Source organism: Celeribacter indicus, from assembly GCF_000819565.1.
GTDB lineage: Bacteria > Pseudomonadota > Alphaproteobacteria > Rhodobacterales > Rhodobacteraceae > Celeribacter > Celeribacter indicus.
On record NZ_CP004393.1, the window covers coordinates 3,997,260 to 4,019,107 of the forward strand.

19 protein-coding genes and 1 tRNA gene are annotated in these 21,848 nt (G+C 67.8%); 12 read left to right on the plus strand and 8 right to left on the minus strand.

What is annotated here, in order from left to right; translation table 11 throughout:
* The first annotated feature begins 33 nt into the window (after positions 1-33).
* The 4 genes from P73_RS19670 to P73_RS19685 are packed head-to-tail and all read left to right on the plus strand — an operon-like array spanning position 34 to position 4,908.
* Positions 34-1,851, plus strand: a complete 1,818-nt coding sequence (locus tag P73_RS19670) for a putative nucleotidyltransferase substrate binding domain-containing protein (protein ID WP_043870908.1) — start codon at positions 34-36, stop codon at positions 1,849-1,851.
* Between the two features lie 18 nt (positions 1,852-1,869).
* Positions 1,870-2,385 (plus strand): hypothetical protein, encoded by a 516-nt coding sequence (locus tag P73_RS19675; RefSeq protein ID WP_043870909.1) that lies wholly within the window; start codon positions 1,870-1,872, stop codon positions 2,383-2,385.
* Positions 2,386-2,419: 34 nt separating this feature from the next.
* Positions 2,420-2,803 carry a response regulator transcription factor gene (locus P73_RS19680; RefSeq protein WP_043870910.1) on the plus strand — a complete coding sequence of 128 codons (384 nt, stop codon included), beginning with the start codon at positions 2,420-2,422 and terminating at the stop codon, positions 2,801-2,803.
* Positions 2,800-4,908, plus strand: a complete 2,109-nt coding sequence (locus tag P73_RS19685) for a 3'-5' exonuclease (RefSeq protein WP_043870911.1) — start codon at positions 2,800-2,802, stop codon at positions 4,906-4,908. Before P73_RS19680 ends, P73_RS19685 begins: the two co-directional genes overlap by 4 nt.
* Here the strand turns inward: P73_RS19685 and P73_RS19690 are convergent, their stop codons facing one another.
* Positions 4,909-5,514, minus strand: coding sequence for an NUDIX hydrolase (locus tag P73_RS19690; protein WP_043870912.1), 606 nt, complete (start codon positions 5,512-5,514; stop codon positions 4,909-4,911). It abuts the gene before it with no gap.
* Positions 5,515-5,546: 32 nt separating this feature from the next.
* Positions 5,547-8,000 carry a heavy metal translocating P-type ATPase gene (locus P73_RS19695; RefSeq protein ID WP_043870913.1) on the minus strand — a complete coding sequence of 818 codons (2,454 nt, stop codon included), beginning with the start codon at positions 7,998-8,000 and terminating at the stop codon, positions 5,547-5,549.
* A gap of 104 nt (positions 8,001-8,104) precedes the next feature.
* On the opposite strand from P73_RS19695, the gene P73_RS19700 reads away from it, so the two are divergent.
* From P73_RS19700 to P73_RS19710, 3 genes are read left to right on the plus strand one after another with little or no spacing between them, the layout of a single operon-like run.
* Positions 8,105-8,305: a heavy-metal-associated domain-containing protein gene (locus P73_RS19700; RefSeq protein ID WP_043870914.1), complete on the plus strand. Its 201-nt coding sequence runs from the start codon at positions 8,105-8,107 to the stop codon at positions 8,303-8,305.
* A 41-nt stretch (positions 8,306-8,346) separates the two neighbouring features.
* Positions 8,347-9,096, plus strand: a complete 750-nt coding sequence (locus P73_RS24590; RefSeq protein ID WP_158401961.1) for a 2-dehydro-3-deoxygalactonokinase — start codon at positions 8,347-8,349, stop codon at positions 9,094-9,096.
* Positions 9,093-10,088, plus strand: a complete 996-nt coding sequence (locus P73_RS19710; RefSeq protein ID WP_043870915.1) for an aldose epimerase family protein — start codon at positions 9,093-9,095, stop codon at positions 10,086-10,088. Before P73_RS24590 ends, P73_RS19710 begins: the two co-directional genes overlap by 4 nt.
* On the opposite strand, the gene P73_RS19715 is transcribed toward P73_RS19710, so the two are convergent.
* A complete protein-coding gene (locus P73_RS19715; RefSeq protein WP_043870916.1) occupies positions 10,085-11,320 on the minus strand; it encodes a urate hydroxylase PuuD in 1,236 nt (411 codons plus the stop codon). The genes P73_RS19710 and P73_RS19715 overlap by 4 nt on opposite strands.
* A gap of 1 nt (position 11,321) precedes the next feature.
* Entirely contained in the window at positions 11,322-11,681 is a 360-nt protein-coding gene (uraH, locus tag P73_RS19720; RefSeq protein WP_043870917.1) for a hydroxyisourate hydrolase, read from the minus strand.
* Positions 11,682-11,832: 151 nt separating this feature from the next.
* On the opposite strand from uraH, the gene puuE reads away from it, so the two are divergent.
* From puuE to P73_RS19740, 4 genes are all read left to right on the plus strand, one after another.
* Complete coding sequence (gene puuE, locus P73_RS19725; protein WP_043870918.1) at positions 11,833-13,260, plus strand: allantoinase PuuE; 1,428 nt, start codon at positions 11,833-11,835, stop codon at positions 13,258-13,260.
* A gap of 10 nt (positions 13,261-13,270) precedes the next feature.
* Positions 13,271-14,101, plus strand: a complete 831-nt coding sequence (locus P73_RS19730; protein ID WP_043870919.1) for a bifunctional allantoicase/(S)-ureidoglycine aminohydrolase — start codon at positions 13,271-13,273, stop codon at positions 14,099-14,101.
* Complete coding sequence (locus P73_RS19735; RefSeq protein ID WP_043870920.1) at positions 14,098-14,583, plus strand: ureidoglycolate lyase; 486 nt, start codon at positions 14,098-14,100, stop codon at positions 14,581-14,583. The genes P73_RS19730 and P73_RS19735 overlap by 4 nt, the downstream gene beginning before the upstream one ends.
* A gap of 102 nt (positions 14,584-14,685) precedes the next feature.
* A tRNA-Met gene (locus P73_RS19740) sits at positions 14,686-14,762 on the plus strand.
* 161 nt (positions 14,763-14,923) lie between these two features.
* Here P73_RS19740 and P73_RS19745 read toward each other — a convergent pair.
* From P73_RS19745 to P73_RS19760, 4 genes are all read right to left on the minus strand, one after another.
* The gene (locus P73_RS19745; protein ID WP_043870921.1) at positions 14,924-16,129 is read right to left on the minus strand and encodes an ABC transporter permease; all 1,206 of its coding nucleotides are present in this window, start codon (positions 16,127-16,129) and stop codon (positions 14,924-14,926) included.
* Positions 16,130-16,133: 4 nt separating this feature from the next.
* Entirely contained in the window at positions 16,134-16,853 is a 720-nt protein-coding gene (locus P73_RS19750; RefSeq protein WP_043870922.1) for an ABC transporter ATP-binding protein, read from the minus strand.
* A 1-nt stretch (position 16,854) separates the two neighbouring features.
* On the minus strand, positions 16,855-18,102 hold the full coding sequence (locus tag P73_RS19755) for an efflux RND transporter periplasmic adaptor subunit (protein WP_043870923.1): 1,248 nt from the start codon (positions 18,100-18,102) through the stop codon (positions 16,855-16,857).
* Between the two features lie 239 nt (positions 18,103-18,341).
* Complete coding sequence (locus tag P73_RS19760; protein ID WP_052453434.1) at positions 18,342-19,718, minus strand: aminotransferase class I/II-fold pyridoxal phosphate-dependent enzyme; 1,377 nt, start codon at positions 19,716-19,718, stop codon at positions 18,342-18,344.
* Between the two features lie 413 nt (positions 19,719-20,131).
* Here P73_RS19760 and P73_RS19765 point away from each other — a divergent pair, with 413 nt between their 5' ends.
* Positions 20,132-21,847, plus strand: coding sequence for an ABC transporter permease (locus P73_RS19765; protein WP_202966917.1), 1,716 nt, complete (start codon positions 20,132-20,134; stop codon positions 21,845-21,847).
* The last annotated feature ends 1 nt before the right edge of the window (position 21,848 follow it).

A 21,848-nucleotide genomic window follows, 5' to 3' on the forward strand; every position in this document is an offset into this window, starting at 1 on the left:
CTTTCCTGAAACACCACGCCGGACGATGCGACCGTGATCACCCCTGCCGAGATCATCGCTTTTCTCGAGACGACACATCCCTACGACGTGTTACCCCGCGAGGAGCTTCTGGAGCTGTCGCAGTCCTTTTCCGGGCGGCGCTATGCCGGGGGCGAGGTCGTCTATGCCCATGGCGAACTGCTCGAGGGCCTCTATCTCGTCATGTCCGGTTCGGTGGAGATCACCGATGCGGGCGGGGCGCAGGTCTCGCTGTTGCAGCGGTCGAACCATTTCGGCGAGCGCGGGCTGCTGCGCGACGGGCTCGCGGCGACGACGGCCAGGGCGGCGGGGGAGGCCGTGCTGCTGGTGCTGGCGCCCGATGCCTTCAGGACGGCGGTGGCCACGATCCCGGCCTTCGCGCGCTATTTCAACCGCGGACAGGCGCGGGCGCAATCCTCCGCCGGGCTGATGACGCAGCATGTGGCCGAGCTCATGGCCGATGCGCCCGTCACCTGTGCGCCGGGACTCACCATCGCGGAATGCGCAAAGCTGATGCGGGACAACCGGGTGTCCTCCGTCGCGGTGACGGAGGACGGAGAGCTCGTCGGGCTCGTGACCGTGCGCGACATGACGAACAAGGTGCTTGCGGACGGGCGCGATCCGTCCTGCGCGGTCTCGGCCATCATGGCGCGCGCTCCGATCACGCTCGACCCTGGCGCGCTCGGCACCGATGTCATCCACGTCATGCTCGAAAACCGTATCGGCCACCTGCCCATCGTCGAGGGCGGCAAGCTCGTCGGCATGGTGACCCAGACCGACATCACCCGCTTTTTCGGCTCGTCGCAGACGCAGATGGTCTTCGATCTTTCGACGGCGAGGAGCATCGCGGACATGGCCGCCGTCACCGCGCGGCTGCCGGAATTCCTGATGCAGCTCGTGGGCAGCCACCTTGCGCATGACGTGGTCACGCGCAAGGTCACGGATGTGGCCGACATCGTGACGCGCCGCCTTCTGAAACTCGCGGAGGAGGAATTCGGTCCCGCGCCCGTGCCCTATCTCTGGGCCGCCTGCGGATCGCAAGGCCGGCGCGAACAGACGGGCATCTCCGACCAGGACAATTGCCTGATCGTGGACAATGCCGCCACCGAGGAGGAGATGGCGTATTTCCGCAGGCTCGCCCGCTTCGTCTGCGACGGGCTCGATGCCTGCGGCTATGTCTATTGCCCCGGCGAGATGATGGCGATGACGCCACGCTGGTGCCAGCGTCAGGCGGTGTGGGAGGGCTATTTCGAGAAATGGATCGCCGCCCCGGACACCGAGGCGCAGATGCTCGCCTCCGTCATGTACGACCTGCGTCCGATCGCGGGCGACGAGCGCCTGTTCGCGCCGTTGCAGGACAAGGCCCTTCATGCCGCCTCGCGGAACTCGATCTTCGTCGCGCATATGATCGCCAATTCGCTCAAGCACACGCCGCCGCTCGGGCTGCTGCGCGGCTTTGCCACGATCCGCTCGGGCGAACATCGCAACGCGATCGACATGAAGCACAACGGCGTCGTGCCCGTGGTCGACCTGGGCCGGGTCTATGCGCTTCAGGGCCGGATCCCGGCGGCGAACACCCGCGCGCGGATCGACGCGGCGATCGAGGCCGGGGTCATCTCCGAAAGCGGGGGAAAGGATCTTCTGGCGGCTTATGACACGATCGCGACCGTGCGGCTCGAACATCAGGCCGCGCAGGTGCGCGAGGGGCGCAAGCCCGACAATTTCATGAGCCCCTCCGCCCTGCCCGCCTTCGAGCGGTCCCATCTGCGCGACGCCTTCGTGATCGTGCGCACCATGCAATCCTCGCTCGGCGCCTCCGCCGCGCGCAGCTGACAGAAGGGACAGATCCCCATGCTCCTCGAATTCATCGCAACGATTTCCGCCGGTGCGGGGGCCGCGGGCATCGTCCTGCTGATCGGCAGGCTGACATCCGGCGCCCTGCCGAAATGGCTGCTGCCGGCGGCGGCCGGCGCGGCCATGCTGGCTTTTTCGATCTGGACCGACTATTCGTGGTTCGACCGCGCGCAGCAGGGCCTCGGCGCGGAGAAGGTCGTGGCGACGACGATCGACAAGCGCCAGATCTGGCGGCCCTGGACCTATGTCGCGCCCGTCACCACGCGCTTCATCGCGCTCGACCGGACGCGGGCGGACCAGGACGATGCGACGGTCTTCGCCGATATGTACCTCGTGTCCCGGCGGGAGGACAGCGTGATCGTCCCGGCGGCCTTCGACTGCCTCCTCGGCCGGCGTGCCGACCTGATCGGCGCCGAGGGAGGGACGCCGGAGGCCCGGCTCGAGAGCGCGCGATGGCACGATCTCGGCGAAGACGATCCGGTCCTGCGCACCGCCTGCGACCGGCTGAGATAGGACGGAGAGGCCAGAAGGAGGAGAGGGAGAGGAGATGACCGGCAGCCCGCGCGTGCTTCTCGTGGAGGATGAGGACAATATCGCGATCGCCCTCGAACTCCTGCTGCAACGGGACGGCTACGAGATCCACCGGGTCGCCGACGGCACCCAGGCCCTGCCGAACATCCGCGCCCTGCGTCCCGATCTCGTCATCCTCGACGTCACCCTCCCCGGCGCGTCCGGCTACGAGGTGTGCCAGTCGCTGCGCCTCTCGGACGAGTTGTCGGACACGCCCGTCCTGATGATGTCCGCACGCGCCTCGCAGGCCGAGCAGCGCAAGGGGCGCGCGATGGGGGCGGACGACTTCATCACCAAACCCTTCGCGACGGAGGATCTGAGGGCCCGCGTCGCGCGGCTGGTCACGGGGAGGACCGCATGAAGATCGAACACTGGTCGCTGCGCCTGCGCGTCTTCCTGTTCTTCGCCCTCCTCGCCGTGGCGGCCATCGCCGGGGAACTGACCGGCCTCTATCTCGGCTTCACGCGGATGCGCGATCCCGCGGCGCTCGATGGCTTTCTCTTCGCGGGCATCATCGCCGTCTTCGTCACCCTCGGCATCGTCGTCTGGATCTGGCTGCTGTTCGACGAACATGTCGCCCGGCCGATCCAGCGGCTCGCCGGCGGCCTTCTGGCCCGCGCCCATGCCGATGTCGACGACGTGCTCGACGAACGCACCGCGCGCTATCTCGGGGATCTCGCCCCCGCCGCGCGGGCGGTGACGGAACATCTGGCCCGGACGCGCAACAAGCTCGCGGAAGCCGTCGCACAGGAGACCACCCGGCTCATCGAGGAAAAGGAAAAGCTCACCGCGCTCGCCGCCGAAATGCCGCATGGCGTCGTGCTGCTGTCGGGACGGCACAAGATCGCCTTCTACAACGGGGCGGCGGCGGATCTGCTCGGGGCCGACCATGCGCCGGGGCTCGATCATTCCGTCTTCGATTTCCTGCGCGCGCGCCCCCTTCTGTCGGCCTATGAGCGCCTTTGCGCGGGCGAGGGCGACGACGGGCATGTCGTGCCGCTGACCGTCGCCACCCTCCATGGCGGGCGCATCCTGTCGGCGCGCATGCGCCTGATGCACGCCCCGAGCGAGGGCGATACCGCGCCGCCCTACGTGCTGACGCTCGACGACGTCACCGACGATCTCGCCATCCATGCCGAACGCGAAAAGCTTCTCAAGCGGCTTTTCGACAGGCTGCGCCCCTCCATCGCCTCGCTGCGCACCACGCTCGACGCGCGGGCCGCCGACGCGGCGCTGCGGGCCGATGCGCGGCTCGACGCCGCGCTGGTGAGCGAAATGGAGGTGCTGACCTCGGAGATCGCCGCGCTCGATGCGGACTACGAATCCGCGAAGGCCGACTGGTGGCCGATGGCGCCGGTGCGCGGCAGCGAGCTTTGCGATGCGCTGACCGCCCAGCTCGCGCAGGACGGGATCGTCATCGCGGCGGATGTCACCGAGCCGATCGCCCTCACGCTCGACGCGGTGCAGATCACCACGCTGCTTGCCCAGCTCGCGCGCCGGGTGACGCAGGACGGGGGCCGCGCGCTGTCCTTCCTCGCCTCGCGCGAAGAGGACGGCGGCGCGATGCTCGCGCTCGGGTGGAGCGGCGAACCGCTGTCCGTCGACCGGCTGGAGAGCTGGCTGGCGGATCCGCTCGACGTCGGCCTTGCGGACATGACCGGCCGCGACATTCTCGATGCCCATGGCACGGAGGTCTGGCCGGAATTCGGCCGCGCGTCGCGGGCGGTGCTGAAGCTGCCGATCCGGGAGGCGCGCCGCCTGCGCCGCGTCCTTGGCGAAGGGCGGCGGGCGGCGACCTATGATTTCGACCTGCTGAACCGCACGCCCTCGCCCGAGCTGATGGAGACGCCGCTCTCGGAGCTGACCTATGTCGTGTTCGACACGGAGACCACGGGGCTGCTGCCCTCCCAGGGCGACGAGATCTGCCAGATCGCGGCGCTGCGGATCGTGAACGGCAAGGTGGTGGAGAACGAGCGGCTCGACCGGCTGGTCCATCCGGGCCGGCCGATCCCGGCCTCGGCCACGGCCGTACATCAGATCACCGACGAGATGGTGAAGGACGCGCCGCGGATCGGCGTGGCCGGGCGCCAGCTCCACAGCTTCGCGCGCGGTGCGGTCCTCGTCGCCCATAACGCGCCCTTCGACCTCGAGTTCCTGCGCCGTCACGAGGCGGAGATCGGGTCGAAATTCACCAATCCCGTGCTCGACACCGTGCTGCTTTCGGCCATCGTCTTTGGCCAGTCGCAGGAGCATACGCTCGACGCGATCTCCGCGCGGCTGGGGGTGAAGATCCCGCCGGACGCCCGGCATACCGCCATGGGCGACACGATCGCGACGGCGGAGGTCTTCATCAAGATGCTGCGCATGGCGGAGGAGCGGGGGATCCGCACCTTCGGCGACGCCCTTGCCGAGATGCGCCGGCACAAGCGGCTGCTCGTCGATGCGAACCAACTCACCGAGGCCTGATCAGCGCAGGGCGCGGATCTGACCCAAGGCGGCGCGGTTGTCGTAGAAGGGCACATGGGCGGGCGGGGCCGTGCGGCCGAGCGCGGCCTCGACCTCCCCCAGCACCACCCGCGTGACGAAGGGCAGATCGAAGCTTCGTGCATCGGCGAGCGTGACCCACTGGAGATGCGACAGCTCGTCCTCGGCCGCGCCGAAATCGTCGGGATCGCCGTCGAGCCCGGCGGCATCGACGACGAAGAAGCGCGCATCGAACCGCCGCGACCGCCCCGGAGGGGTGATCGCGCGAAAGACGAAGCGCAACCCGCTCGCATCGGGAAGCACCAGCCCCGTCTCCTCGCGCAGCTCACGCAGCGCGGCATTGGGCAGGGCCCGGACCAGCGCCGGGTCCGCCTCGAGCGCGAGCCGCCGTGCGCAGACCGGCGACAGGTGCCCCGGCGGATCGCGGTCATGGTCCGAAAGATCGACGGCACCGCCGGGAAAGACGAACTTTCCGGGCATGAAGACGGCGCCCCTGCCACGCTGGCCCATGAGGACACGGGGACCGTCGGGCATGTCCCGCAGCAGGATGACGGTCGCGGCGTCGCGGATCGGAATATCTGTGCTCATGCAGGCGATCCTAGCGAGCGGCGCGGCGCCACTCAATGCGCGGCGCGCATCCCGCGCAGGCGCAGGGCGTTGGAGACGACGAAGACCGAGGACATCGCCATCGCCGCCGCGCCCAGCATGGGAGACAGCCGGACGCCGAAGGCCGGGTAGAGCACGCCCGCCGCCACCGGGATGAGCGCGGCGTTGTAGGCGAAGGCCCAGAACAGGTTCTGACGGATGTTCGCCATGGTCCTGCGGCTCAGGTCGAGGGCGGTCACCACCGCCGCCGGATCGCCGCCCATGAGCACCACATCCGCCGCCTCGATGGCGACATCCGTGCCGGTCCCCACCGCGACGCCTACATCGGCGGAGGCAAGGGCGGGCGCGTCGTTGATCCCGTCGCCCACGAAGGCGACGGAGCCCTGTGCCTTCAGGGCCTCGACGATCTTCGCCTTGCCCTTCGGCAGGACCTCCGCCTCGACATGGTCGATGCCGAGATCGCGGGCGATGGCCTCCGCCGCCTTGCGCGTGTCGCCGGACACCATCGCGACCCGGACCCCGCGCGCATGCAGCGCCTCGACCGCGCGCCGCGCTGCGGGGCGGACGGGATCGGAAATGCCGATCACCATCGCGGGCCGTCCGTCGAGCGCCACGAGCACCGGCGTGTGCCCCTTTTCGGCCAGCGCATCGAGCGGCGCCCCGAAGGGGGCCGGGTCGATCTTCTCCCGCGTCATGAGGCGCAGGTTGCCGATATGGAGCATTCGGCCGCCAACCTCCGCCTTCATCCCGTGGCCGGCGATGGCACGGGATTTCCCCACCGGCGGAAGCGCCAGCCCCCGCTCCGCGGCCGCGCGCTCGATCGCGCGGGCGATCGGATGTTCGGAGGTCGCCTCGGCCGCCGCGACCATGGCGAGCAGCGTCGTCTCGTCGCCCTCGAGCAGGGTCAGCCCGGTCACGTCCGGCCGGCCCTCGGTCAGCGTCCCCGTCTTGTCGAAGGCGACGACGGACACGCTCTGGAGCGCCTGAAGTGCGTCGCCCTTGCGAAACAGCACACCGAGTTCGGCGGCGCGGCCCGTGCCGACCATGATCGAGGTCGGCGTCGCGAGACCCATGGCACAGGGACAGGCGATGATCAGCACCGCCACGCCGGCGACGAGCGCATGGGCAAGCACCGGATCGGGACCGAAGATCAGCCAGACTGCCACGGTCAGCGCCGCGAGTCCCATCACCACGGGCACGAAATACATCGTCACCCTGTCGACGAGCGACTGGATCGGCAGTTTCGCCCCCTGCGCCTCCTCGACCATGCGGATGATCTGCGCGAGCATCGTGTCGGCGCCCACCTTCTCGGCGACATAGGTGAGGCTGCCCTCCCCGTTCACCGTGCCCGCGATCACCGGATCGCCCGCGGCCTTCGCCACCGGGATCGGTTCGCCGGAGATCATCGCCTCGTCGACATGGCTCTCGCCGGAGCGCACCCGGCCGTCCACCGCGATCCGCTCGCCGGGGCGCAGGTGCAGCATGTCGCCCACCGCGACCTCCCCGATCGGACGCTCGACCACGGCGCCGTCGCATTCGACCCGCGCGGTGCTGGCCCGCATCCCCGCGAGCTTCCGGATCGCGGCCCCCGTGCGCCCCTTTGCCCGCGCCTCGAGCCAGCGGCCCAGCAGGATGAGGGTGACGATCACGGCGGCGGCCTCGAAATACACATCCCGCGCCCCCTGCGGCACGAGGCCGGGGGCAAAGGTGACGATCGTGGAATAGAGCCACGCCGCCCCCGCCCCGAGCGCGACGAGCGCGTTCATGTCGGGCGCGCCATGCAGGAGCGAGGGGATGCCCCTGGCGAAGAACAGCCGCCCCGGCCCCGCGAGGACGAGGGTCGTCAGCAGGCATTGCGCGATGCGCCAGAGGTCCGCGGAAACATGCGTCATCCACCAGTGATGCAGCGCCGGGACCAGATGCCCGCCCATCTCGATGACGAAGACCGGCAGGGTGAGCGCCGCCGCGACCACAAGGCGGCGGCGTATGAGCCGCGCCTCGTCCGCCTTGCGGTCCATGGGCGCGGCATCGGCATCGAGCCGCGCCCGCGCCCCGTATCCCGCAGCGGCGATCACCCTGGCAAGGCTCGCGGCATCCTGCGTGCCGGACAGATAGCGCACCGTCGCCGTTTCGCCGGCGAGGTTCACCGCCGCCCCGGTCACGCCCTCCGCCGCCGAAAGCGCCCGTTCGAGGCGTCCGACGCAGGAGGCGCAGGTCATGCCCTGAACGTCGAAAACCAGTTCCTCCGTCCGCGCGGGATAGCCCGCCTCCGTCAGGACACGGGCGAGATCGCCGAGGCCCGTCTCTCCGCCGAAGCGGATCTCAGCAGTCTCGGTCGCGAGATTGACCCGCGCCTCGCGCACGCCGGGCACGGCGCCGAGTGCGCGTTCCACGCGCCCCACGCAGGAGGCACAGGTCATGCCTTCGACGGATAATCTGGCGCTGTGCATCTTTGTCACTCTGGTCATCGGGAAATTTGTGTTTACCTAGAAAGCACAGGAAGCGCTGGCAAGCCGTGTCTCCGTGACATGATGCCTCGCCCCAGGTTCGAATTCTGCACGAGGTCAGACACATGTCCGTATTTGCCGTTCCAAACATGACCTGCGGCCATTGCCGCACCGCCATCACCGAGGCGCTCGAAGCCGTGGACGACACGGTCGAGATCGAGGTCGACATGGCCTCGCGCGAGATCGACGTCTTCTCCGAGGCCGGAGACGAGGCGATCCTCAAGGCGCTGGCGGATGCCGGCTATCCGGCGACATTGAAAAGCTGACGATCCGCCGGGAGGGGACAGGGACAGCGATGGAGGCCGGCGTGGCAAAGGATTGCGTCGCGGCATACAGGGACGGGGCGGGGATCCGGCTCTGGTCGCTCGACACGGGCGCGGAGCTTCACAGCGTTGGGCTGGACGACAGCCTTGCCGATCTGGTCGCCGGCACGGTCGATGCCGCCACCGCGCGCGCCCTGCCCTGCGCGCCCCTGCCGGAGAGGGTCGGACGGCAGATCCCCTGCCTGTTGCAGGCGGATCCGCTGACCACCACCGACGGGGCGGAGGTGATCCTCGCCGGCTTTCTCGCCCGGTCCCCGAAGTTCGACGGCGTGATCTGCCTGCCCGGCCCGATGCGCACGCTCTGGGCGCATGTGAGTGCGGGGGAGGTCGTGTCCGTCCGCGCGCAGATGACCGGCGCGCTGCTCTGCGCGGTCCTGCCGGGAGCCGAGGGCTGCACCGGCGAGGCGGAGCGGTTCGTCGAGGCGGTGAGCGACGGCATGTCCCGTCCCGAATTCACCTCCCAGCGGCTTGCCTCGCTCGCCACGGCGGTGGCGCTCCGGCGGATGTCGCAGGACGAGGCGACAGGTCTTGCGACGGCCTGGCTCACCGGGCTCGAACTGGCCGCCACGCGAGCCTACTGGCTGGGCCAGCCGGTCGCGCTGATCGGCACGCAAGCCGCCCGCGCGCCCTATGCGGCAGCCCTTGAGGCGCAATTCGTGCCGCTGAACGAGGCCGATCGCGACGAGATGCTGCTGGCCGGGTTCCGCGCCGCGCGCGAGAGGATGTCCGCGTGAGGACACGCTTCGGCACCACGCGCGCGGGGCGGGAGGTCGCGGCGGTGACGCTTGCCGACGGGGACCTGAGCCTGCGCATCCTCACCCTCGGTGCCATCCTGAACGATGTGCGGCTCGCCGGGGTGTCTTACGGGCTCACGCTCGGCTCGGACGAACTCGCCGCCTATGACGGCGGGCCGATGGGCTGGTTCGGCGCCATTGTCGGACCCGTGGCGAACCGCATCGCCGGGGCGCAGGCCGCGCTTGACGGCGCCGTGCTCCGCTTCGAGCCGAACGAGGGCGACACCGCGCTCCACGGCGGGCAGGCGCAGATGAGCGCGGAGGTCTGGGACATCGTCGCGGAGAGCGGGAGCGCCGTCACCCTCGCGCTGACCCTGCCCGACGGGAAGGGCGGCTTTCCCGGCACGCGCCACATCACCGCACGATACGAGGTGAGCGCGCCCGCAACGCTCACCCTCACGCTTGAGGCGGTGACCGACAGGCCCACGTTCATGGCGCCCGCCAACCATTCCTACTGGCGGCTCGACGATGCGCCGACCGCGGAGGGCCATCGCCTTGCGGTCGCGGCGGATCGTTACCTTCGCGTGGACGACCGGCTGATCCCGACCGGCCTCGCGGAGGTTGCGGGCACGCCCTTCGACCTGCGATCGGGTGTCACGATGGGCCGCGACCATCCGCAGCGGTTCGACCATAACTTCTGTCTGTCCGGGGAGGCGCGGGACATGAAACCCGCGGCGATCCTCCGCGGGCGGAGCGGCGTGACGCTGCGGATGGAGACGACCGCGCCGGGGCTTCAGGTCTTTGACGGCGCCCCCATCGAATCCGGCGCGTTCCGCGGCCATCGCGGGGTGCCCGAGGTCGGGTTCTGCGGCATAGCGCTCGAGGCGCAGCACTGGCCGGACGCGCCGCATCACCCGGAGTTCCCGTCGATCGTGCTCCGGCCGGGAGAGACCTGGCGGCAGGTCACGCGCTGGCATTTCTCGCGCGATTAACCCTCGATCCCGGCGGCATACCAGTCGCGGATGAGCGCGCGGGTCTCGTCATCGAGCATCATGTAGCTGCCCGCGGGCGGCATCGCATGGGTCACGCCGGCCTGAAGCCAGATGTCGCGGGCATGCACCGCCACCTCCTGCGTCGTCTCGAGCATCACGCCTTTCGGCGGGGAGGCCATGCCCTCCCAGAGCGGCTCCTTCGCGTGGCACATCGAACAGTTGGTGACGACGATGTCATGCACCTCCTCGAACCCCGCCGCCGCGGCGAACCGCTGCGCCTCGGGTCCGAGCGCGGCCTCCTCCCCGCCGTCCCGCTGGCCGTAGATCCCGAAGGTCGAGAGCCACATGACCGCGAGGAAGAGCGCGACCGTCAGCCCCCAGGTCCACCACAGCATCCCCTTGCGCGCATGCATCGTGTTGAAGAAATGGCGGATCGTCACCCCCATGAGGAACACGAGCGCCGCGATGATCCAGTTATAGTCCGAGGCGAAGGCCAGCGGATAATGGTTCGACAGCATCATGAACAGCACGGGCAGCGTGAGGTAGTTGTTATGGGTCGAACGCTGCTTCGCGATCTTGCCGTATTTCGGATCGGGAGTGCGGCCCGCGCGCAGGTCCTTCACCACGATCTTCTGGTTCGGGATGATGATGAAGAACACGTTGGCGCTCATCACCGTGGCGGTGAAGGCCCCGAGATGGAGGAAGGCCGCACGTCCCGTGAAGACCTGCGTATAGCCCCAGGCCATGACCACGAGGATCGCGTAGAGCAACAGCATCAGCCGCGTGTTGTCCTCGCCGAATTTCGATTTGCAGATCAGGTCATAGGCGATCCAGCCGAAGGCCAGCGAGCCCATGGAGACAAGGATTGCGACCCAGGCGGGCATCTCGAGCACGTTCGGGTCGACGAGGTAGAGCTCGGCGCCCATGTAGTAGACCACCGCCATGAGCGCGAAGCCGGTGAGCCATGTGGAATAGCTCTCCCATTTGAACCAGATCAGGTCCTCGGGCATCCGCGCGGGCGCGACCATGTATTTCTGGATGAAATAGAAGCCGCCGCCATGGACCTGCCATTCCTCGCCGCCCACGCCGTGATCCCGGTCGGCGGAGGGGCGCAGTCCGAGGTCTAGGGCGATGAAGTAGAAGGACGATCCGATCCACGCAATCGCGGTGATCACATGCAGCCAGCGCAGCGCGAATTCGGCCCATTCCCAGACGATCGGTACGAATTGCATCTCAGCTCCCCCGATAGGTCGAATAGCCGTGCGCGGACAGGAGCAGCGGCACATGGTAATGGCTTTCGGCATCGCTGATCCCGAAGCGGATCGGGATCTGGTCGAGGAAGAGCGGTTCTGCCCCCGCCTGCCCGGTGCGCCGCAGGTAGTCGCCGGCGAAGAACACGAGTTCGTAGCTGCCGGGCGCGAATTTCTCCGCGGGCAGGATCGGCGCGTCGGTCCGGCCGTCGGAATTCGTCACGGCCGTGGCGATCTTCCTGTGGCTGTTGCCGCTGACGCGGTAGAGGGCGATCTCGATCCCCTCGGCCGGGACGCCTCTGGCGGTATCGAGGATATGGGTGGTCAAAAACCCGGAGGTCATCTGTTTTCTGCTCATTTTGGATGCGTTTCTTTGAAAGGCTTGTTCATGGGGCGTCCAAGCGCAATCAATCTTTTGAGCTTTACGCAAGGCGAACGTAGAAAAACAATGCGAAAGCCTACCAAATAGTCAAAAAACCCGAAGGCATCTCCAAATGCAAGATTTTCCGCCACGCTATGTCCGCAACATGCAGGGATACGGAGCCGAGGCTCCCGATCCGCTCTGGCCCGAGGGGGCGACGGTCGCGGTGCAATTCGTGCTGAACTACGAGGAGGGCGGGGAAAATTCCATCCTTCACGGCGACGAGGCGTCGGAAGCCTTCCTCTCCGACATCGCCGGGGCGACCATGTGGAAGGGCCAGCGCCACTGGAACATGGAATCGATCTACGAATACGGCGCGCGGGCGGGATTCTGGCGGCTGCACCGGCTGTTCACCGGGGCGGAGATCCCCGTGACGATCTACGGCGTGGCGACGGCGCTCGCCCGCTCCCCCGAACAGGTGGCGGCGATGCAGGAGGCAGGTTGGGAAATCGCCTCGCACGGGCTGAAATGGGTCGAGCACAAGGACATGCCGGAGGAGGAGGAACGCGCCGCCATCGCCGAGGCCGTCCGCCTGCATGAAAACGTGACGGGCGAACGTCCGCGCGGCTGGTATACCGGACGGTGCAGCGCCAACACCGTGCGGCTCGTCGCCGAGGAAGGCGGGTTCGACTATATTTCCGACACCTATGACGACGACCTGCCCTATTGGCTCGAGGTCGGGGAGCGCGACCAGCTCATCATTCCCTATACGCTCGAGGCCAATGACATGCGCTTCGCCACCGCGCCGGGCTATATCACGGGCGAACAGTTCTTCGTCTATCTCCGGGATGCCTTCGACGTGCTCCATGCCGAGGGAAAGGCCGGCCGGCCGAAGATGATGTCGATCGGGTTGCATTGCCGCCTCATCGGCCGTCCCGGCAAGATCGCGGGGCTGAAGAGGTTCATCGACTATATCCGGCGTTTCGACGATGTCTGGACGCCGCGCCGGATCGACATCGCCCGGCACTGGGCTCAGGTGCATCCGCACAGCCGAAAACCCCGCCCCTCGCAGATGTCGCGGGACGATTATGTGCGCGCCTTCGGCGGCATCTTCGAACATTCGCCCTGGGTTGCGGAACGCGCCTGGGAGCTCGAGCTCGGTCCCGCGCACGACAGCTGGATCGGCACCCATTCCGCGCTCTGCCGCGCCTTCCGCGCCGCGCCCGAGGCCGACCGGCGCGCCGTGCTCGAGGCGCATCCGGATCTGGCGGGCAAGCTCGCACAGGCCCGGCGCCTGACCGCGGAGAGCGCGGCCGAACAGGCCTCCGCCGGGCTCGACGCGCTGACCGACGAGGAGCGCGCCACATTCGAGCGGCTGAACGCGGAGTATACGGGAAAATTCGGCTTCCCCTTTATCATCGCGGTGAAAGACAATACGAAGGCCACGATCCTCGACGCCTTCCACGCACGGCTTGAGAATGCCCCGGAAGAGGAATTCCGCACCGCCTGCCGGCAGGTCGAACGGATCGCGTGGCACAGGCTCAAGGACATGGATCTCTGAGGCACAGGCAATGACCGACGAATATACCTATTTCGCCCCCACGGGGGGCCTGCCGGACCAGAACACGCGGGCGCGTGAACGGGCGGTCTTCACCAATTCCTATGCCGTCATCCCCCAAGGGGTGATGTCCGACATCGTCGTGAGCTACCTGCCCGGCTGGACAGGGACGCGCGCCTGGGTGCTCGCCCGGCCGCTCACCGGCTTCGCCGAGACCTTCGCCCAATTGATCGTCGAGGTCTCCCCCGGCGGCGGCGCGACCGACCCCGAGCCCGACCCCATGGCCGAATGCGTGATCTTCGTGCTGGCGGGGCATGTGGAACTGTCGCTCGGCGGGCGCGACCATGCGCTCGAACCGGGCAGTTACGTCTTCGTCGCGCCCGGCGACGCCTATAGCGTGAAAAACAGCGGCGACACGCCGGCGACCTTCGTCTGGGTCCGCAAGCGCTACGAACCGGCGCCGGGGCTCGACCTGCCCGAGAGCTTCGTCACCGCGGACCGGGAAAAGGCGCCCGTCGAGATGCCCGACACACAGGGCTCCTGGTCGACTTCGCGCTTCGTGGACCCCGAGGACCTGCGGTACGATTTCCACGTCAATATCGTCACCTTCCTGCCGGGCGGCACGATCCCCTTTGCCGAAACGCATGTGATGGAACACGGGCTCTACGTGCTCCAGGGGCGCGGTGTCTACCTGCTCAACCAGGACTGGGTCGAGGTGTCGGAGGGCGATTTCCTCTGGCTTCGCGCCTTCTGCCCGCAGGCCTGCTATGCCGCCGGACGCCGGCCCTTCCGCTACCTGCTCTACAAGGACGTGAACCGGCATCCGAAGCTGGACCTCGCATGAGCCGGACGATCCTCACCGAGCCGCTGACCACCACGGCCTTTGCCCGCTATGGCGACGTGCTCGAGGCGGCCGGCGCGCCCGACCGCATCATCAACCAGGGCAAATGCGCGCGCTACCACGACCGGGCGCGGGTGGATGTGGCGGGCGCGCGGGTCGGCATCTCGATCTTCCACGCCGAGTTGCGCGCGCTTCCCTACCGTCTCGAGATGATCGAACGTCATCCCGAGGGATCACAGGCCTTCGCCCCGATGTCGGCGGATCCGTTCCTGGTGATCGTCTCCGACGGGCCGGATGCCACCCCCCGCGCCTTCCTCACCGACGGGGCGCAGGCGATCAACCTCCACCGCGGCACCTGGCACGGCGTTCTCACCCCGCTGTCGGGCAACGGCCTCTTCGCCGTCGTGGACCGGATCGGCGAGACGCCGAACCTCGAGGAACACTGGTTCGAACAGCCCTGGAGGGTCGAACGGGGAGCATCGTGACCTCTCCGACGCCGGCCGGGGAGAAGGCGGCCACTTTCTCGCCGCCGGCGCCGATTTCCCCCTTGACCCACCGCCCGCGACCGACTACCTACGCGGCACTTCGGCGGAGTAGCTCAGTTGGTTAGAGCAGCGGAATCATAATCCGCGTGTCGGGGGTTCAAGTCCCTCCTCCGCTACCAAATCCCCGTCATCGAGCATTGAACCCGGACTGCGCTTCGACGCGGCAGGTTTCCCTTTCCCCGGCGCCTCGGGGCGTGGTGTGCCGCCGACAGATGTCCAGATGTGCCGCAAGACGCCGCGCGCGTGACCTTGTCGGAAGGAACCGAGAGGCTACAGGGGTTCACTGGTGCCGCAGGGCTTCGATGGGATCGAGCCGGGCGGCGCGGCGGGCCGGGAAATAGCCGAAAACCACACCGACCAGCCCTGAAAACACAAAGGCGAGGCCGGTGATCTCGAGGCTGGGCGTGAAGGGGATCGCCATGAACTGCGCCGCCGCAAAGGCGAGGGCGAAGCCAAGCAGGATCCCGATCACCCCGCCCAGCACCGACAGCACGATGGCCTCGACCAGGAACTGTGTCAGGACCTGTCCCGCGGTGGCGCCGATGGCAAGGCGGATACCGATCTCGCGCGTGCGCTCGGTCACCGAGACCAGCATGATGTTCATGATCCCGATGCCGCCCACGAGCAGGCTCACCGCCGCCACCGCCGACAAGAGCCCCGTCAGCACCGTGTTGACGGAGGTCAGCATCGAGGCGATCTGCGCCATATCCATGACGCGGAAGTCGTCGACCTCGTCGATCTGGATCCGCCGCCGCTCGCGCATCAGCGCCTCGATCTCGCGGGTGCCGCGGTCCGCCGAGATGCCGGGCGCCAGCGCCAGCTGAAGGCTCGACACATCGGTCGAGCCCGCCAGCCGCCGCTGGACCGCGCGGATCGGCATCAGGATCAGATCGTCCTGATCCTGTCCCATCATGCCCGCGCCCTTGGCCTCGAGAGAACCGATCACCTCGCAGGAGACGGTCCTGATCCGGATCGTCTCCCCGGTCGGATCGGCATTGCCGAAAAGCTCCTGCCGCACGCTCTCGCCCAGAATGCAGACCGCCGCGCCCGAGCTTTCCTCGGCGGGGCTGAAAGCGCGCCCGCGCAGGATCGTCCAGTTCGCGACATCGAGGTAATCGCTGTTGCTGCCGGTCACGGTGGTGGTGCTGTTGGCATTGCCGTAGACGGCGGTGGCCGGGCTGCTGACAACGGGGGCGACGGCCGAGAGCACGCTGAGTTCCCGCAGCGCCTCGGCGTCGCGCAGGGTGAATTCGGCAACGGCCTCCGACACGCCGGGGCCGCCGAAACTGTTGCCCGGCCACAGCATCAGCACGTCGCTGCCGAGGCTTTCCACGTCCGAGGTCACCTGTTCCGACGACCCCTGCCCGATGGTCACCATGGCGATGACCGCGGCGACGCCGATCACCACGCCGAGCACCGTCAGGAACGAGCGCAGCGCGTTGCGCGTGATCGCCAGAAGCGCGAGGCGCACGGTTTCCCACAGCATTGATCTAGCCCTCCCGTTCCGCCGGCCGATAATCGGTGCTCTGCACCCGACCGTCGACGAAGAGGACGATGCGGTCGGCGTATTCCGCCATCTCCTCTTCATGGGTCACCATGATGACGGTGATCCCGTCGTCGCGGTTCAGCGCCGCGAGCAGTTCCATGATCTCATGGGAGCGGTGGGTGTCGAGGTTGCCCGTGGGTTCGTCGGCAAGCAGCACCATCGGATTGTCGACGATCGCCCGCGCGATGGCCACGCGCTGCTGCTGGCCGCCGGAGAGCTGCGCAGGCCGGTGGTGTTCCCGGCCCGCCAGCCCGACCTTCTCCAGCGCCGATGTCGCCCGCGTGGCGCGCTCGGCCTGCGGCACACCTTTGTAGATCAGCGGCAGTTCGACATTCTCCAGTGCCGTGGAGCGCGGCAGCAGGTTGAAGCCCTGGAAGACGAAGCCCAGATATTCGCGCCGCAGGATCGCGCGCTGGTCGCGGTCGAGCCCGCCCACCTCCACATCGTGAAACAGATAGCTGCCGCCGGTCGGGCGGTCGAGGCAGCCGATGATGTTCATCGCCGTGGATTTGCCCGAGCCCGATGGCCCCATGATGGCGATGAACTCGCCTTCGGCAATGGTCAGATCGACGCCGTCGAGCGCCCGCACCTCGGCCTCGCCCTCACCATAGACGCGGCTGACATCGCGCAGGACGATGAGCGGGCTGCTGTCCCCGTCCGCCATGTCACGGCGCCTCGGTCTGGTCGATGATCACCAGGTCCCCTTCGGCCAGGTCGCCGGAGCGGATCTCGGTGCTGCGGCCGTCGCTCTCGCCGGTCACCACGGCGATCTCGGTGGCCGCGCCGCCGCGCAGCACCCAGACGGACGAGGCATCGGCGGGACCGCCGGCGCCCAGCCCGTCACGCGACGGCATGAGGAGGCCCAGAAGTCCGCTGCCGCCACCGCCGTCGCCGTCGGGGGCCTGCTGTGGCGGCACATAGCGCAGTGCCGAGTTCGACACGACCAGCGCGTCCTCCACCTGCGCCACGACAATGGTCGCGGTGGCGGTCATCCCAGGACGCAGCAGCAACTCTTCGTTGTCCACCGTCAACACCCCCTTGTAGGTCACCACGCCATCGGTTTCCTCCGAAGCGTAGCGCAACTGCGCGAGCTGCGCCTCGAAGCGGCGGCCCGAATAGGCGTCGACGGTAAACGTGGCGGCATTGCCCTCGGAGACGCGGCCGATATCGGCCTCGTCGATATCCACCTGCACTTCCATCTGCCGCAGATCCTCGGCCAGCGTGAAGAGCTCGGGCGCCGAGAGGCTCGCCGCGACGGTCAGCCCCACCTCGGCCACCCGGTCGAGCACGATGCCGTCGATGGGCGACACGATCGCCGCATCCTCCAGATCCGCCTGCGCGAGCAGGAGATTGGCCTCCGCCAGCTTCAGATCCGCCGCCGCCAGATCGACGGCGGCCTGGGCCCGTTCATGGGCCGCCTCGAAGGTGATCAGGCCGGTGCGGGCGGTGACGCCGCGCTGGTCCAGATGCCTCTGCGTGTCGTAATTCGACTGCGCTTCGCGGGCGGTCGCCTCCGCCTGGGTGAGGCGTGCCTTCGCGGCCGCGAGCGACGCCTCCGCATTGGTCACCTGCGCGCGCAGCTTGGTGTCGTCGAGCCGTGCCAGAACCTGGCCGACGCTCACCCGGTCATTGTAGTCCACTTCGACGCTGGACAGGGTGCCCGAGAGTTCCGAGGAGACCGTCACCTTGGTGGTCGGCTGCACCGTGCCGGTCGCGGTCACGTCGACCTGGAAACTGCCCCGCCGCACCGGTTCGGTCACATAGCGCAGGCTGTCCTCGGAGCGCGACGTGCCCAGCCAGATCCAGCCGCCCACTGCCGCCAGAATCGCCAGAACGATCACGATCCGGAGCGGGTGACGCCGCTGCCTTGCCTTTTGAAGCGTTTCCGAAATCTCGGCGGTGCTGCGTCCCATCTCTTGTTCCTTCTGCCGCGGCACAGGCCCCCGCCCCGGAAGCAGGCCCTGCCTTCCTTCCTACGCAGGACCGGAGAAAACCGGTCGCAGGCAGGGCAGAATGCCGCACCTCGCCGCGCAGCGAGCAATGCCCGAAACCCGGTGACGATGTGATCAGGCGGCAATCCGAAGGTGCGTTATCCCGTCGCCGAAGGCAATCCCCGCGAGGATTTCGGCGGACAGATCCGGGGCCTCGGACCTCAATCCGGCTCCGGCACGCCTTCCCGTTCCAGCGCCGAGGCCATGATGTCCGCCAGTTGCACGATCTGCGCCCGGCTGTCGGGCAACAGGCTGGTGGCGAGGCGCACGAAACCCGACTGTGCGCCGTGGCCGCTGAAACACTTGCTTCCGAAGCCGACGACAAGGCCGTTCTGGGCCAGAGACAGGACGGCGGAGGCTTCGTCCCGGACTTTCAGGCAAAGCAGCATTCCGTCCTGTCCCGTCGCCTCGAGCCCGCGCCGGGCAAGTTCCTGCGCCAGCGAAAGCCGCCGCGCCTCGTAGCGCCGCCGGGCCGTCTCGATCACCCTGCCCGTCGCCGGGTCGCGGATCAGCCAGGCGAGCGCGTTCTGGAGGATCTCGCTCGTGGCGGAGATGCCATGCACGCGCAACGCCTGCACGCGGTCGATCAGCCTCTGGCTGCCGCCGATCACGCAGGTCCGGAGGTCGACCCCGTAGGATTTGCAATAGCCCCGCACATGCAGGATCTCACCGGAATAAAACGCGCCGACACTGAGGTCGGGGGAGGTGGCGACAGGTCCCATGTGATCGTCCTCGACGACGACGACCGGATGTTCCGCCCTGGCGAGAACCTCCGCGAGTTCCCTCAGCCGATCGGCGGGGATGGAGCGGCCGGTCGGGATCTGCGCGCGCGGCTGGAGGATCACCGCCGCGGGGTGCTGCGCCAGCGCGGCGGAAAGGGCGGCCGGAAGGGGGCCCTCGCCGTCGCAGCGCACCGGGAGCGAGCGCAATCCGAGAATGCCGAGAATGCTGAGGATACGGGGGCTGGTGGGCTCCTCGATCACCACCAGAGAATTGCGCGGCGCGGCCGCCTCGACCGCCAGCATGGTGCCTTCGTTATGGCCGCCGACCGCGACAAAGGCCTCCGCGGGAAAGGGCCAGTCGCGCTCCACCGCGTCGCGGAGCGGGGCGCTCAGGCCTTTTCGCGAGGTGTTGCGCCGGCTGCGGGGGCGCTGTTCCAACACCGCAGCAAAGGCCGGGGCGAGCGAGGGTTGCAGGGCGCTATCCGGCACGCCATAGGCCAGATCCATCGTGGACCAGACATCCAGGTTCGGGAATTCGGACGTCCGGTCGGAGGCGACGAAGCTGCCGCCGCGCCGGTTGGTCTGGATCAGGCCGCGCTCGCGGAGCTGGGTCCAGATCACCGACACAGAGGCGGGACTCACCCCGAGTTGCCGGGCGATCGCGCGCACCGTCGGCAGCCGCGTTCCGGCGGCGAGATCCTTGTCGAGAATTGCGCGGCTCATGAAATCACCCAGGGCCGTGAGCGGCTGCCCCTGGAGCCGTTCGGCCAGAAGGGTGAGGATCTCGTCCTCGGGGATCGGCTGTTTCTCGGTCACGCGCCCTCCGCTTCCAGCCCCTCGCACTCGGGCTTGCCAATGATATCCCGCCGCGGGAGTCCGGCGCCACTGGGGCGGCGTCCTGTTATGTTCAATAACATATTGCGGAGGCCGGGCGGTTGACAAGATGAAACAACGACCGAGGAGACAGAATTTTCCACAGGGAAATCCATGACAAAGCAAGACTCGCATGAGAATTTACCTGTCATCCGACGCGATGAATTTGGAAAATTTATATCGGCCCCAAAGACAAAACCGAAGAGGCTATGCGTTTTGCATCTTGCGAGGGCAGTATGTTCATATTTGGTTTGTGAACAAAAGGTGCCGCCGCTAGATTTCGACCCCACGGACCCGGCGCATGTGCATCCCGCGCCAGTCTCCCCGTCCCTGAAACCAGCCCGAGCCCCGACGTTTTGCCCCTCTCACAAACCGCAGGCCGCATTGGTCTTTACCCTCGACTTTACTGGATCGGCGTCGGCCTTCTGGCCGTGGTGACGCTGGCACCGATTGCGGCGATCCTCGCCGGCAGCCTGCTCGTACCCGACCCGGTCACGGGCCGCGAAAGCGTCAGCCTGGCGGCCTGGGCCGGTGCCGCGGAGCATCCCGGCCTGCTGCGCGCCATCGGCAACACCGTGCTTCTGGCGCTGACCGGACAGGTGATCGCCCTGCCGCTCAGCGTCCTGCTCGCCTGGCTTCTCGGGCGCACGGACATACCGGGCGCTCGCTGGCTCGAACTCGGCTTCTGGATCTCCTTCTTCCTGCCCGTCCTTGCCGTGCTTCAGGGCTGGCTGCTGCTGATTGACCCCCATTACGGCCTGATCAACCAGATCCTCGCCATGCTGTTCGGCCAATCGGCGCCGCAGCTCAATGCCTACAGCTGGTGGGGCATCGTCTTTGCCCATCTCGTCACCAACACGATTTCCGCCAAGGTCATGCTGCTCACCCCGGTCTATCAGGGTCTCGATTCCCGGCTCGAGGAGGCGGCGCAGCTTGCCGGAGACAGTCCGCTCAGGACCCTCTGGCGCATCACCCTGCCGCTGACCCTGCCGATCGTGTTCGCCGCCGGGATGATCGGCCTGATCCGGACACTCGAATCCTTCGAGATCGAGCTGATCCTGGGCATTCCGCAGGGGATCACCGTCTATTCCACGATGATCTACGACATCATCGGCAGGGATCCCCCCGATTTCGCGACGGCGAACGTGCTGGGCGTGGTGATCATCCTGTTCCTCACCCTGCTTGCCACGCTGCCCTCCGTCGTCTCCGGCGGGGACCGGGGCCTGTCGCAGGGTCATTTCGTCACCCTTTCCTCGGCCAGCCGTCAGGCGCCGGTGAAGCTCGGGGCATGGCGCTGGCCCGCCTTTGCGCTGGTCGCCGTGGTCGTGGCGATGCTGACGGTCGTGCCCGTCGGGCTGCTGATCACGAGCAGTGTGATGAAGCTCTTCGGCTTCTTTTCTCTGCCCGACCCATGGACCTTTGCTCACTGGCACAAGGTGCTGGGCGACAATGTCTTCCTCTCCTCGCTGGGCAATACGCTGCAACTGGCTCTGATGGCCTCGGCCATGGGCGTGGCGCTGGGAACGGCGGTTGCCTACGGCATCGTCCGCGCGCCCGGCCCCGCACGCAGGGTGCTGGCCTTCCTGTCGTGGCTGCCGTCCACCATGCCCGGCATCCTGTTCTCGCTGGCCGTACTGTGGATCATACTGTCCAGCGACGCGCTGATCGCAATCTACGGATCGACCTTCAGCCTGGCCTGCGCGGTGGCGCTTGGCGGCCTGACCTTCAGCGTCCAGATCCTGAAGAGCAGCTTCGGGCAGATCGGGCTCGACATGGAGGAGGCGGCCTGGCTTTCGGGGGCATCCCGTCTGCGGGCCATTCTCACGGTGGTCGCACCGCTCGCGATGCGCTCCATCGCCGTCGTCGCGGTCGTCGCCTTCGTCGCCGCCACCCGCAGCATCAGCAACCTTGCGCTGCTGGTCACCTCCGACAACCGCCCCCTCGCGCTGTTGCAGCTCGAGTTCATGAGCCAGGGGCTCTACGAGCTCTCGGCCGTCGTCGGGGTCATCGTCGTCGCCATGGCCGTCGTCGCGGCCCTGGCCATTCGCGCACTCAGCACCAAACGCCTATGAG